The organism is Insulibacter thermoxylanivorax, assembly GCF_015472005.1.
GTDB lineage: Bacteria > Bacillota > Bacilli > Paenibacillales > DA-C8 > Insulibacter > Insulibacter thermoxylanivorax.
Genome location: NZ_BMAQ01000036.1, coordinates 18,317 through 33,512, shown reverse-complemented (window position 1 = coordinate 33,512; position 15,196 = coordinate 18,317). Strand labels below are relative to the sequence as shown.

Genomic DNA, 15,196 nt, shown 5'->3' with positions numbered 1-15,196 from the left:
ACGGTTCAAAGCGGATTGCTGCGAGCCGGTAGATCGTCGGTACACGATCACTCGGTTCCGACAAGAGTTTTTTCGCGTTGCCGGCGTAATCGTCAGTCACAGTCGGCAAGTAATTTTGAGAATCGCCGAAAGCTTCAACAAACAACACGTCTGGAAACGTATGGGGACCCGGGTGGCACAAATCACGTGAGAAGCACCAAAAAATGACATGGAAACAGTTCAGCCCGCGTTCTGTGGGGAGGGGGATCGTATATCCAAAAATGGTTCACAAATTCACTTTCCATCACATCAATTCATTTCCAGTTGTCGCGTGTTCCGATTCATTGATGATATGCATTTTCGTAATTCGGGATAATAGATTCTTCAAAATAATTGATCCATGTATGCCTTTGGAAAATGGGGGGGGACATTTTTCTAGGGTCATATGCGCCCGAACCAAAAACCAATAATTTTTTTGAAAACGGCTTTAATCTAATAAGAAAATCGAATAGTACGCCATCCTTTTTAATTGTCACTATACAAGGATTGTCAATAGGTAGTATAGAGACATCAAGATCATTAAATATATATTCGTACCTAGGCAATTTTCCCACCATCAAATATCCCCCCCCCACCGTAATTCCACATCAACTTTCAAATTCCTACCATTACAATAAGGAGTTTGGATTCAATATTATTTTCTTTCTCTTCACATAAATAGGTGAATATATTAGCTAACTAACTTAATTATGTTAGAATAATCTCCTTTTTTACATAATTTTTCGAACTTCTTTATTAATCCATCTCTTTTTGTGATATATGGATTGTACATCATTAAAATTTTATAGAGGATTCGTATACTTTCGATAACATCATCTTTATTTAATTGAGGCAGTCTCTTCAAATACCAATTAATAAAATAATAATTAAATCTTTTTTCCATGTAGGTAGATAACAATCCATATCTCTTAAGAAACTCGATTCGATACTCTTCAATAATCAAATATTTTTCAAAAAATCTTTTAGATATGCTGTTAGTAACTGATCCTGAAACGGCGGCATAATATAAATGAATTACCACATCTATCGCTTTTATTCGGCTTGCATTCATTATTAATTCCTGAAAAAATATGGTGTCTTCTCCGGCTGCATTGTCTACCATCTTCAGAGCATTACTTGTAATTACATCCTTCTTTATAATCATTGTTTGAATACTGTGTGTTGATATATTTGTATTTATCAAAAATTTCTTCCCATCTCTTAGCATATCTCCACCAAACTGTTTTTGGATAACTTTGTGAATATCAAACAAAAGCTCTTTAGAATTGTCCAATCTAATCATATTGCCCATAACAATCTCTAGATCATTATATTTAATTTCGCGCAACAATCTCGCGTATCCATCATTAACTGCTTCATTATCAGGATCCAAATACGTGATATAAGGAGCTGTAGATATTTCAATAGCTTTATTTCTCGGTCTCGAAGCACTTCCACTACCACCTTTGGGGAAGCAATAAGTTTTTACATTGCTAAATTGACGACCAAGTCGATTTACCATATCTACAGTTAATCGATCTGATGATCCATCGTCAACTAAAATTATTTCCATCCTTTCAAAAATCGTGCTCCTTCTTAAACTATTAAAGCATTTATTGTATAGATGTTTTCCATTGTTATAAACTGCTATAATTACCGATAAATCATATTTTTGTGTAGCATTTTCTTTTTCGGGGATTTTAGCATTAAACTCGAATGGATCTACGCTGTATCCATTTGGTATGGATTTTTCTCCTTCTAACTGAATTAGTTCATTTATGTCAAATGACTCCCGCCAAAATACCGTACGATACTTACTTTTCATATGCTCAACATAGTCATGCTCTATCCCTCGAAGGTAATGCTCTCCTTCATAGTAACTGTCTCTAGTAATATAATCACAATCCGTGTATTTAAAACCGTTAATCAAATCTTCCAGATAATATTCTTCATAATAATAATCGTTATGAAAAAATGTCACCATATCAAATTCTTCTATCCGAGCATCATTGACTTCATCTTCAGTAAGTAAAATTTTATCTTCATAGGATTGTCTGTTAAAGGCATCTAATATAGAAGGTGTTTTCTCTTTAACAATAACAGCAATTTTCCGACGCGGATATTCATGATGGATTCCCACAAAATTAAGTAACTCAGATATTCGGTGAAACGTCGTCTCACTACCAAATACGCTGCGCAATCCCTCCATTTGATGCTTATATATATCAGTCTTATTAAACGATCTCATAATTTCTCCAACTTCAGAAGAATCCGTAATTAAAAATACATTAGGAAATATATCATTTATTCCTGAATTGTAATTTGACAACACGATATTCCCTAAAGCAAGCATCTCATATACTCTATTTGCAAACATGGTATTACTATACTTAATTGTATTAATGTTAATTGCCCAATCAAAACATTTGTGTAGTTTTTGCAAATCTTCATGAGTTACAGATGGTGAAATATAAGGTAAATACTCGCTGGGAAATAAATATCTGTCAGAATTATTATTATAGTTCCGATCAATAATTTTAAGACCAAATCCTGCCTCAAGTACACCATCAAATAGCATTCGCGTATCCTTTTGACGCTCTGGATATATTTTATACCAAGAACCTGCGAATAGAACTTCTCGTCTTTTCTTTACATTTCGCATACCAATAGGGTTATGATATAAAGGATTTGCACCGAACCTCAACACTCCGACACGGTCATGACCGCAATCTTTTTTATATCTCTCAATAACAGCTTCTTCTGTTGTTAAGATATAGTCACAAAGCTTGGCTATATCAATAAATATATCGTAGTTTACCGGATCTTCCTTTGAATAAAACACAATCTTCGTGTCATTACGGAATGTTTTTATAATGTCCTTTAATGCATCTCTAACTTTTGTGTTTTTAGAGTAAGTTAATCCTCTCCACTCTTCGTCTAAACCACCCCAAGTCGATACTATTAACATAACATCCAATTTCCCTTTATAATCCAAATAATTGTCAGGAGTGATGTAATGGAAGTTGGCAGTTCCTTTAAATGAATTGTATAAAAATTCATCTGATATGATCCCAATATTCACGTTGGGTTTAGGGAAAAAGCGGCACCCGTTACTATTAGATATTTTTGATAGTTCATGCTTAATATTTTCAAAAAATGCTTTGTCGCTAACTTGCTCCCTATATTCTAAATATCTCTTTAAATCTTTAGTTGGATTAGGTAAGTCCTCTGTTAATTCATATTTCGAAATATTAGTTGAGGGCATATCATAATCCTGATCCGTAAATTCAATATTTTTCAATCTATTGAGAAAATATTGATCAGTTTTTATTTCTTCCATCAACTTTTTTTTCTTTTCATTTATTATGGATAACCGGGAGTTTATATCAGACAATTTCATGTTCTACCTCCAACTTTCTTTCTGAATCTCCAATATAAGGTTGCGATTCTGCCGAATTTAGAGTTCTTTAGTGCATAATACCGTTCATTTATTTTCTTTAATTGTTTTAGTGCACGTTCCTCAGCTTCATAAGCATTTTGTAATTCTTTCTTTAATTTGATGATTGACTCTTTCTCATTAATCAAACTAGCATCTTTGTATTGCAAGAATGAATTATAAAGGTTTTCCACGAGAGAAAAGCGTTCATTACTTTTCTCTGATTCTTGATGTATACTTGTTAAAATTCCTTCGAGTATTTGTTTTGTGTCTTGAAATTCTTTCATGAGATCATAACGCTCATTTTTCGCCTCGAGAAATTCGTTTCCTATAAATTTTTTGCTACTTAAATTATTAATTGCTTCTTTCATTTCAGCTAATTGAGTAATAAATTTCTCTAACTCTAAGTTATCATTATTATTTTTTTGAGCAGCTCTCAATGAATCAATTTCATTTTTGTATTTTTCTATCGTTTTTAAATATTGTCTCTCAACTTGATAAAAAGACTCTTCTAATTTCATTAGTAATTCTAAATCGAACTTAATGGGAACTTCTATGTTTTCTTTTGTGTAAACTACACCTATCCATTTACCAAAAAACTTGATTTCGGCCAAAACGAGATCTGTATCATTCATTAGCTGCAACAAGTCATACAGATAATATGTTTTTTTGTGATCAAAATAGTCGTTAATCCCAAATGGAACTGTTACAATAATTCGCCCATCCTCATCTAACAATTCGAGTGCTTTATCCATAAACATTTTAGGATCAAATAAATGCTCCAATACTTCACCAAAAATAACTGTGTCAAACTTCTCATCAAATTTTTGCTCTGTAAAGTTAGAATGTATAAACTCAACATTCTGTTGAGTAAAAACAGACTCATTACTTAAATAATTATTTGCGTATTCAATAGCTTCTTCGGATATGTCCAATCCGATAACTCTTTTTCCTTCTCTTGCCAGTAGTATTGAAGTAATCCCCTGTGAGCACCCTACATCTAATACGCGGCTACCTTTTACACGCTCACAAATCCAATGAATTCTTGTTCTTACCTGTTCACCAAATTCTTTTCCCAATTCAAAGAAATACGCTTGAGTAATCATATCAAGATTTTTTTTCAATATATCCACCTCTATATAAACAATTTGCTAATGTGCATAGATTGATTCTTTTCTAGTTTTTCCATTCCTAGCGAATAAACTTTAAATCCTTCTAATTCCCAAAGAGTCTTATTAATTACATTACGTGTATCCATAATTCTTGCTGTTCTCAATTTCTTTGAAGAGTGTTTTGGATCGATATGTTTGAATTGATCATGATCTGTTAGAATAAGGATACAATCTGCTGAATCTATCGCTGCATCAAAGTCTACTGTCTTATCATCAAATGGCTGATTAATATAAGGATCATATACTCTTAGTCGATATCCTTTCTTCCTAAGTTTATTTACAACATGAACAGCAGGGCTTTCTCTCATATCATCAATATTTCCTTTAAATGCGAGTCCAAGAATTGCGATAACTGGATCATTAATATCCTTCAAAAATTCTTCGAGCTTACTAACCACATAATCCGGCATATGATCATTAATCATTCTACTCATATGGATAAGTTGGGCTGTTGTTGGAGCTTTCTCATATATAAACCAAGGATCAACCGCTATACAATGTCCACCCACACCAGGACCAGGTCGATGAATATTAACTCTTGGATGATAATTCGCTAGTCGTATTGCTTCCCATACATTAAAACCAAGATTTTCCGCAATCTTGGCAAATTCATTTGCTAAGGCAATATTAACATCGCGATACGTATTCTCCATTAGTTTAACCATTTCAGCAGTGGTAGCATCAGTAATATGGATATTTCCTTTAACAAATAATTTATACAGCTCAGCAGTCATCTGACTTGAACGTTCATTGATACCACCAACTACACGATCGTTATTCACTAATTCCTCAAATAACTTTCCAGGGAGAACTCTTTCTGGTGAGTGAGAAACAAATAACTGCTCCCCAATTTTTAAACCACTCTTACTTAGTACTGGTACGAGAACATCTTCTATCGTTCTTGGCGGCACAGTTGATTCAAGGACGACAAGTGAATTCTCTCTAAGATATGGTAAGATCATCTCGGCAGCATTTATCACATAATCAAGATTAGCACTCTTATCAGAATTAATTGGAGTTGGAACTGCAATTATATATGCATCAGCAATTTGTGGTTCTGTTCCGATTGTTAATTGACCATGATTCATTACATCTATCATCATCTCTTTAAGACCTGGTTCCTCTATATGCAGTTCTTTATTCAACAAAGACTCCACAACTTTTGGATTTACATCCACTCCATGAACCTTTAATCCATGCTTAGCAAACATTACAGCTGTTGGCAGTCCTATATAACCTAAACCAAGTACACATAGATGATCAAAATTCGACATAAACTTTACATCTCCTTATAAATGAGAATCTATTAACTTAATATATTTATTAGCAAGACTGCTCCATCGATATTTTTGGATAAATTTGTCTAGATTGTCCGAATTCTCTCTGTAACTTTGAATATCATCATACATACAATTGATTGCATCAATAATATCCTCAGTCTTGGACAAAGCAACTTTCCCCAGTTTGTATTTATTAACTAACTCTGCCCCCTCTCCCTTCCCTATAAAGAGAATGGGCAATCTTGCACCAGCATATTCGAATAATTTACTTGGAATTACATTCTCAAAAAGCTTTGCATCTTTCAACGATATAACCCCGATATCTGCTTTGGCATACCAGTTTAGTAATAATCTCTTATCCGTAATTGCATCAATGAATGTAATGTTTTTTAGATTTTTACGTTCAACTAATTTCATTAATTTTTCTTTCTCTAGCCCATCACCAATAATGCAAAATTTATAATCTGATAAATACTCAGCTGCTTGAATTAATTGAGCAAGATTTTGTGATTTCCCTATATTACCCGCATATAAAATTATAAATTCTGAATTAATTCTTTGACTAGATAACTTCAAATTGAATACTTCTGCTGTCCAGTCTGGAATACCATTTGTAATAATCTTTATTTTATTGGCCGGTATCTCTTGCTGTTCAAGTATCCTCTTTGTTTGATTCGTAACAACAACAATATTTGAAGCAGTTCTATAGAAATACAACTCGAGTCGTTTCAACCATCGATATATTAAAGCATTTTTTTCTATAAACTCAACCGCCGTCATCGAATCCGGCCATAGATCTCTAACCTCCATAATCCATTTTCGTCTCCAACCAGTTAATTTGAATAGCAACCCTATCATGTTCACACTAAAGGGCGGAGATGTGGTAATACATGTCTTGATCTGATATTGAATACCGAGTATTATAGTAACCATCGAAGCCATCAATAAAAAAGCCAGATGTTGCGATATCCTGCTCAAAACCCCATTATTACCGATTGATATGATCGGTATACGATATAGTCGGCAACCATTTTCGTTCGAAAAAAATGCTTGCTTCGTATAAAGGGTTCTATTGGGATAACTTGGTTGAGAAGTTATAACATATAATTCATATCCTGCTTTACTTAGATAACGACATAGATGTTCCATTCGATTACTTGCAGCACCAATCTCCGGAGGGAAATGCTGCGATACGATTAAGAGCTTTCTATTCATTGCTCACACCAGCGTATCATATAGATCAATCAATTTATTTTTTTCTATATGCCAAGTATATCGATTACGTTTGGATATGCAGTTCGATTTGTAATATTCATAATTCTCCATAACTTTTATAATACCTTGTTTAATAGCTTCTGAAGTCTCCTCCACACAAACTCCTGTCCCTAATTTGGACACTATATAACGTTTACCCGGATGATTTGAAGCCACGGTTGGTATACCAGATAGAAAATATTCGAAGATTTTATTAGGAGTTGACAGATAATTATTAAGACACGTATTTTTGTACATAACAAGTCCAATATCCGCTTGAGCTGTATATTTCAGAATATCTGAAGGAGGAACGGGATCGTGAAAGAAAACCCTTCCATGCAACTCCTTGTCACGAACAAGCTGTTCTAACTTTGAACGTAAAATACCCTCACCTAATATGATTAATTTATACTTATTTGGTAACATCGATAATGCTTCAATACATTCTTCAATCCCTCTTTGTGGTGTTAATCCGCCTTGATACAAAAGAATCGCATCATCATCTTCTATAGGAAACACATTCCTCCAGTAATTTATAGATGAGGATTCAAAATACAGATCATCCCACATTGGTGTGTTTTGTATAATTGTTGAAGGTATGTTTCCGTAACGATTATGAAAAAATTGTTCAGTATAGGGATTTACAGTAATCAAATGATTGATGTTCTTAATTAATTTCTTTTCAATTAAGTAACCAATCCATTTTTCTAATTTGTTTTTTCCGACCATTTCGTTGAAAAGCTCATGTGAGTCATAAACGAGCTTTATATGCTTAATTTTCCCTTTCAAATAACTTCCTACTGGCAAAGTATTAAGATCATGACAATGTAATACATGATATTGCTTTTTTGAGATCAATTGGTACACTTTTCGGGTATATTCCCATTGCGCAAATATATCTTTTAACAGTTTCAATATTGGAGTTCTAAATAATTTTAAAGAAGTAGAGTGATTATTAGCATGTGGCTGGTAGATAGCTCTTTTAAACCGTTTAGTAGTAATCGGAATGCGTATAATATCTACATTCTCATGAATTGGCTTTGGCTCGTCGCTTCTTTCAAGAAGGCAAGCGATATCTACATGATATCCTGCTTCAGCGAGTGAAGCCGCTTCTCTTTGTACTCGAGCATCTAGATGAATATCTTTAAATAATAACATGAGAACGTTCATCTGGATCCCCTTTTCATAAAGGATGAGTATTCTTGCGCTACTGTTTTGGCATCACCAAATGCCATTTGTTCACCTGCATGGATCCATACAGCAGTCTGACATATTGATCTAAGTAAACTATCTGAATGAGTGACGAGAATTACAGTCCGATTACCTTCGATTTTTTCTTTAATTTTCGCTTCGCATTTTGCTCTAAATGCTATATCTCCTACGCCAAGGATCTCATCTAACAAAAGAATTTGTGGATCTAGCGTAATAGCTGTAGCAAATCCTAACCTTGATTTCATACCACTTGAATAGGTTCGCACGGGTTTGTAAATAAATTCACCCAGCTCTGAAAATTCGATAATTTCGTCAAGTTTTTCGTCGATTTCTTCTTTTGTATATCCTAATAACAGTCCATTTAAATATATATTCTGTATACCTAGTAGTTCAGGTTGAAATCCCACACCTAATGTTAACAGAACCGGTCTTTCCCCTCTTAGTATATATTCTCCGCAATCCTGCGCTATCAGTCCTGATAGCAATTTAAGCAATGTGCTTTTCCCGGATCCATTTCGACCAATGACACCCAAAACTTCACCCTGATTCACATGGAAGCTTATACCTTTAAGAGCCCAATATTTCTTCCCCCGACTTTTGAAATACGACATAACGCTTCTTTTTTTTATTTCTTTATCAGGATAGGATACCCAAACATCTTTTAACTCCAACAAAGGTTTATTCATTATACCACCTTGGCATATTCTTTATCATATTTAAATAGTAATTTCAAACCGATATATAGAAGGATTATCGAAATAATCGAAATGATTAGAAGGCCAAGCCATATAGGCTGACTTTGGTATAGTAGAACATTACGATATGATTCCATAAAGACTGTAAGAGGATTGAGAAAGATCCATCTTTGAAGCTCAGGTGATAAATTATCTACTTTGAACATGACTGGAGATAAATAATACATGGCTCTACATATATACTGCATTAAGTTCCTTAAATCTCTAAAATACACACCAAAGTGTGCTGATATTGTGGAGAGAGAAAGTAAAAAGAGAAAATGGCTAGCAATCACTACTATGACTTCCAGCATATATAACGAAATTTCAACCTTATAGATAAGTAAAAATATAAAAAGTGCTATTAAACCAATTATAAATTTAAATAAATTCTTTAGGACGGAAATTACGACAAATGTGATTTTGGGAACGTAAATCTGTTGTAATAAAGAGGCTTTGGAGGTAATTGCACTAGTTCCCTCTACTAATGTAGAAATAGTCCATTTCAAAGGAATAAGTGCGACAAAGAGAAATATTCCGTAATCCGGACCGCCTCTTCCCAAAATTACTTGTACGAGTAAGTAAAACATTCCCATATAGATGATAGGATCGATGATCCACCATAAGAAGCCAAAAAATGTTCTTGCAGTGTTTGATTTTAGATCATATATAGCATAGTAATAAATTAAATCCTTTCTTGATCGTAAATCATTCAATAACTTACGAAATATATACACGTATGCTGGCCCCTTTATCCCAATCTTTCACTTAATCATCATATCAAATATTAATGAATCATACTATATAAATGGTTAGGTCATTCTGTAATATATATACATCTAAAGATCTATACATCTCTATCATATATCGTTAGTGTATATCAAAACGGATTGATCGGCTAATATAGCTAATCAATCCGTTTTGCATCATCTTGTTATTGAAACTGCGGAGGTGTGTCGCTAAACCAACTGTATGTCTTCTTAGTCTGGACTAGTAATTTCTCACCATCATCAAATACATCTAGAGCTTCGATATGGTATCCGTGTCTTTGTAAATTCTTATCAAGATCAGCACCGGAGACAGGCATCTCAAAATACATCCCATCCACCGTCAAATCTTCACCTGGAGTTATATCATGTGAATACCTTTTGTCACCGGATACGATCGTTATGCGAAGCTTATGTTCTGCTAATTCATGTTGGTATGATTCCTTACTTAATTCATATTTGAATCTTAGTTCTCCTGAACCACCATTCATGTAAAGTTTTACGTCTTCCAACGTTACTGTATAATTGCCAATTTTGACATCCGTAAATTCTTCCTTAACATCTTCAATAGGCTGAGGAACATCTAGAACGTAAGCTTGCTTGTAATACTCAGTATCCGTTAACTGTGTACCCAGGACAAGTTCTAGATCATGAATCTCGAAACCTTTCGGGATCTTGGTATAGATCGGAATTAGTGCTTGCCCGGATGGCATCGTCAGCACTTTGTTATCTGGAATCTCAGCTGGAAAATACATTTCACCGTTGATCTTGTAGAAAGCTACAAGTTGTTCTAACGTTACAAATCTTGGTTCATTGTTCGTCATGAGTACAGCCGCATATATAATATCCGTTTCTTTGCCTTCATATACATTGCTTTTCAGGATATAAACAGTGCTTCGTTTTCCGATTGTATCAGTTTTAATAGCCGAGACTTTATCTAACTTAAATTTCGAGACATCATTTGTGAAGGTCGCAATAGCATAACTCGATTCTCCACGCTTCTCACTTAGATTAAATCTCATCTGCTCAAATTCGAAGTTGTACGGAATCTCAGCATTGAATACATAAGTAATAGAATTGCCCTTCTTGATATTGAGATTATTGTCTAATCGAACACCTTCGATTTCACTTGGTTCTAATGCGATATTGTCCATTTCGATCGATGCAACCAAATCCATATTCGGCAAAGCATGTTCGTTTAATTTATTAGCTAGTTCTAACTCAACACTGATAATATCCGTCTCATTATTGGGCAGACGCTGCAGATTCTTAATGATGATCGTATACGTGCCATCTACCGTGTCATATTCATATTCATCATAAACCTCTTCTACAGCCGAAGACTCCTCAGGCAGGTTTATCATCATCTGCGGCACTTGATGCTGTTCGAAGTTTTGAACGACGACCAACTTCAGTTTCGTGAGATCCACTGTCTTGGGAATCGTCGATTGCAAGGATATTCGGCTGTCTCCATTGGGAAGAACCTTAACATCTTCACCGTTCTGAGTAACCGGGTATACTAGAGCATCCTCGGTCTGTATGTAATACGAATAATTCGGTACTTGCACGGTGAATTTTCCTTTGTTAAAAGCATTCAGTTCGATCTTTACATCATAATTCTCCCCAAGAGAGCCCACCTGATAACGCTCGCCTGTAAACAGCACTGGTGAGTTCGCGATCACGATCTCTTTGCCAATCTGCCACGGTACCGATGGATTGTAAGCTTCGCTGATGGACATCGTACCAAGTGACTGCTCATAATTCGGCATCGAGAAGTTCCATCTGATCACTTGTAACGATATGTCGGAAAGCTTAAGCTCATCATCAACCATGGACGTAAAGATGAACGTCTTCGTTGTTCTTGGAGGCACTACAGTTCCCTGTTCATTGTTCACTAGATTCACATTGTGACGTGTCCCCTGCTTTGTTAATACACGCAGCCAGTAGTAGTTAAAGGATAATTCACTGTTGTTAGCGTTGTAGATATCTGCCTTAAAGGCTAGTTGGTTACCTTGGCTCGTCGGGAACAGCATAACGTCGTAGATCGTCATCTTACTCTGACCTTCAAGGTTAATGACATGATTCACTAAGCCTTGATTTGGATTGGTCTGTTTTGCTTCTCCATCTGCTGCAAAAGTTGTCAGTGGAGATAATATCAAAGTAAGTTTCAGTATAACCGCGAGTAGCTTCATCCTCTTATTCATCATTCTCATCCTCCCATTATATAGACGGTATGAGAGGTATAGAAGTTTCGTTTAATACAAAAGTTTTTGAACAATAAAGAAGAACACGTTTTAGGTCAACGACCTAAAACGTGTTCTATTTTCAGTTAAGATTAATTACTTAACCTTAACTTTAGCTTTAGCGGAGACAGAGCCAAACTGTACTTTAACAGTGAACTCATCTCCAGCTTTAGCACCGTTAACCTTCGCATCTTCTCTACCATTGTTCGATACTTTGAGGTCAGAGCCTTCGACTTTGTTGATGTCGGAGACTGTTACCGAAGCAACAGGCAACTCGGAACCATCAGCGAATTTCTCTTCTTCAAGATTTGCCATAACGCCGTATTGGTCCTTAACCTCAAGTGTCAATACACCAATGAGATTAGCGCCATTCAGATCTTCTGCATTGATTTCAAGCGTACCATCTGTCAGGTCCTTGATTTCTACGGAGTCAACCTTAGGTGCTGCGTTAGTTACTTTAACTTCTCTTTCAGCTGTAATTCCGTTTTCTAGCACAGCACGGATAACAACTGTTGTTTCTTTTTGATCCTTAGACAGGATAGCAGGGTTAGTGATGTAAACCTTCTTGCCGCCGTTGTCTGCATGCACATATGCACTCAGAGTCGACAGGCTGAAGTCACCAGCTGGGATAGAAACTTTCTTACCATCCTTAGTCGTAGCTGTTACTTTGACTTCTCTAGAATATTTACTGCGACCTTCATTTGCTTCTGCTGTACCAGCATAGAGAACATCTACGTCATCGATAGCGATGCTGCGAATCTCATCAAGAGTTACTGTACGGAATACACCTTGCCATTGGCTGCCTCTTACAACTTTTTCAGGATTGTTGCTATCAGTGATAGCATCATCATGGAGAGTCAGCGTCAATGTTTGGTTACCTTTATTAGTAGCTTTCAGTTTAATGCCAGAGATTACAACATTACCAACTTGGTCTAAATCGGCCTTGATTTCGTACACGTCACCTAATACAGTTATTTTATCATTATCTTCGTAGCCAGTGAGCTGGATTCTGAAGATGTTTTCTGGATTGCTTTCCAGAGCTTTTTCCAGAGCCTTCTTCAGAGTATCTTTATCCATTACACGACCATAGTTATCTTCTACAAGCACGTTCTCATGGTTGAGAGTGATTTCCGCGCCTTGGAAGAGAAGTCTGTTCGTATCAGCCTTCAGACCGATGATTGCTCTTGGCTTAGCAGCCGGTTTAACATCGATCGTTAGATAGCTGTACTTAAAGCTTTCAGTTGTTGCATTGACACTAACAGTACCTTGATTATCTACGGAGAATTTCAGGAACAGATTACCATCCTTGGTGACGAACTCAACAGGGTTGTTGTTGGATACGTTAATTCTGATCTTGTCTGTTCCCATGCTGTTCGGTGTGTTCAGTGCATCGTTCAGCTTCTTCGTATCTGTGACGGAGTTGCCCTTAGTATCGAGTACAGCTACAGGTACATAAACATCTTCACCTGCTGCAACGATACCGGATACCGGGCTCAGGATTACTTGGTCGTAAACCAGACCTTCTTCAACAACAACCGTGTAGTTAGCGCTCTTACCAGAATATTTCGGTACAACGTTAACCACTGCAGTACCCGCAGCCTTCACTTCTTTAAGCGGAAGCGCAGGAACTTTCACACCGTCAACTTCAACTAATTCGAATGCAGGTACATCGGTGTTTTTACCGTTATCTTCTTCATACTGAACTTCCAAGATATGAGTGCCGCCAACATGGACGAACAGGTCTTGCTTCAGGATGTTAATATCCTTGATCGGGTTGCCGTATTGGTCCTTAACATTCAGGAGAAGCTTGAAGTTACCTGCTTCATCGCCGCTTACATCCGAGTCCAGTACAGCATCTGGATCTTCGTTGTAGATACCAGTCACTTCTACTGTATCAGCCTTGCCGGACAGACCTACATTCAGAGTCTTCTGAGTAGAAACTGTGTAGCCTTGACCGATGTACACAAGAGATACGAAGACTGTTTCTTGGATTACGAATTCGCCATTATTCTTGGAAATCTTCAGAACACCATTCGCGTTCTCGTCAACCTTACCAGATGCAGTTGCAGTTGGTACGTAAAGATTGGATACATCTTCACCATATTGGTTCTTAACTACATAGTTAACTACAACTTGCTCTGGGTTGTCAGTTCCATCGTTCTTGCGAGCCATAGGAGCAACATCGCTCGTGATTTCGATGGACTCAACCTTCTCGTTGTCAACGTCAACGGAAGCAGTCAGCACTTCTTCTGCAACGCCTTCAACGGATACAGTGTAAGTACCTTCAACGAGTCTAGATGCAGTTTCGATCGTAGCTACAGTGTTGTTATCAGACCACTTGATGTCGCTGACGTTAACCGTCACAACACCGCGCTTAACAGCGATCTTAGCTTCTTCAGTGTCAACAGCGCTTGCGAACTTCACTTGAAGCTTCTTAGCACCTACAGCATTGAAAGACAGGATGCCTACATCAGGAATGAAGTCCTCGATGCCCAGCTTAGCGCCAAGCAGGATGTTCTCGCCGTTAACAGGCGTATTCAGAGCTTGCAGCGTCACAACTGCCATCTTACCGCGAGTAGCGTTAACAGTCACGTCTTCGCCTTCAGCGATAAGACCAAGCTCTGCTGCCTTAGCAGGAACATCGTTCCATTCTACTTCATAGCCAAGAGCACGAAGTTGGAATTGAAGGAGTTCTTGAACGGTCATCTTTTGGTCGTAACCAAACTTGCTGCCGTCACCTACACCCTTCGTCAGACCTTCGTTCTTAGCCCAGGAGATGTAGCCATGGTAGAACGGATCTGTTACATCGTCCCAGCCATGAGTATTCTCAGTAGCTGCAGCTTCTTCTTCTACACCCATCAGACGGGACAGAAGAACGATCATGTCTTCACGATCCAGTTCCAGATCAAGGAGCAGATCGCCTTGGGTGTTACCAGTCAGTACACCATATTCTTTCAGCTTAGCTCCAGCAGCAATCTCTTGAGAAGTTGCCGCGAAAGCCATAGCAGGCGTTAGCAAGGAAAATACCAATGCTATTGCCACTACTAAGGATAAACTTTTCTTCATAACCTTTCTTTCTC

Annotated in this window: 9 protein-coding genes; all 9 read right to left on the bottom strand. The window is 36.8% G+C overall.

The annotated features are described in order from the left end of the window. Positions 1-709: 709 nt before the first annotated feature. The 9 genes from PRECH8_RS12325 to PRECH8_RS12285 all read right to left on the bottom strand — a co-directional run bounded on the left by PRECH8_RS12325 (position 710) and on the right by PRECH8_RS12285 (position 15,182). The gene (locus PRECH8_RS12325) at positions 710-3,418 is read right to left on the bottom strand and encodes a glycosyltransferase (RefSeq protein ID WP_200967413.1); all 2,709 of its coding nucleotides are present in this window, start codon (positions 3,416-3,418) and stop codon (positions 710-712) included. Then, positions 3,415-4,587 (bottom strand): methyltransferase domain-containing protein, encoded by a 1,173-nt coding sequence (locus PRECH8_RS12320; protein ID WP_200967412.1) that lies wholly within the window; start codon positions 4,585-4,587, stop codon positions 3,415-3,417. Before PRECH8_RS12320 ends, PRECH8_RS12325 begins: the two co-directional genes overlap by 4 nt. A gap of 2 nt (positions 4,588-4,589) precedes the next feature. Continuing rightward, positions 4,590-5,900, bottom strand: coding sequence for a nucleotide sugar dehydrogenase (locus tag PRECH8_RS12315; protein ID WP_200967411.1), 1,311 nt, complete (start codon positions 5,898-5,900; stop codon positions 4,590-4,592). A gap of 15 nt (positions 5,901-5,915) precedes the next feature. After that, complete coding sequence (locus tag PRECH8_RS12310; RefSeq protein ID WP_200967410.1) at positions 5,916-7,121, bottom strand: glycosyltransferase family 4 protein; 1,206 nt, start codon at positions 7,119-7,121, stop codon at positions 5,916-5,918. A 3-nt stretch (positions 7,122-7,124) separates the two neighbouring features. Next, complete coding sequence (locus PRECH8_RS12305; RefSeq protein ID WP_200967409.1) at positions 7,125-8,330, bottom strand: glycosyltransferase; 1,206 nt, start codon at positions 8,328-8,330, stop codon at positions 7,125-7,127. Further along, the gene (locus tag PRECH8_RS12300; RefSeq protein ID WP_200967408.1) at positions 8,327-9,058 is read right to left on the bottom strand and encodes an ABC transporter ATP-binding protein; all 732 of its coding nucleotides are present in this window, start codon (positions 9,056-9,058) and stop codon (positions 8,327-8,329) included. Before PRECH8_RS12300 ends, PRECH8_RS12305 begins: the two co-directional genes overlap by 4 nt. Continuing rightward, positions 9,058-9,843, bottom strand: coding sequence for an ABC transporter permease (locus tag PRECH8_RS12295; RefSeq protein ID WP_200967407.1), 786 nt, complete (start codon positions 9,841-9,843; stop codon positions 9,058-9,060). Before PRECH8_RS12295 ends, PRECH8_RS12300 begins: the two co-directional genes overlap by 1 nt. A gap of 197 nt (positions 9,844-10,040) precedes the next feature. Further along, positions 10,041-12,077: a hypothetical protein gene (locus PRECH8_RS12290; RefSeq protein ID WP_200967406.1), complete on the bottom strand. Its 2,037-nt coding sequence runs from the start codon at positions 12,075-12,077 to the stop codon at positions 10,041-10,043. A 135-nt stretch (positions 12,078-12,212) separates the two neighbouring features. Next, entirely contained in the window at positions 12,213-15,182 is a 2,970-nt protein-coding gene (locus PRECH8_RS12285) for an S-layer homology domain-containing protein (protein WP_200967405.1), read from the bottom strand. Positions 15,183-15,196: the final 14 nt, after the last annotated feature.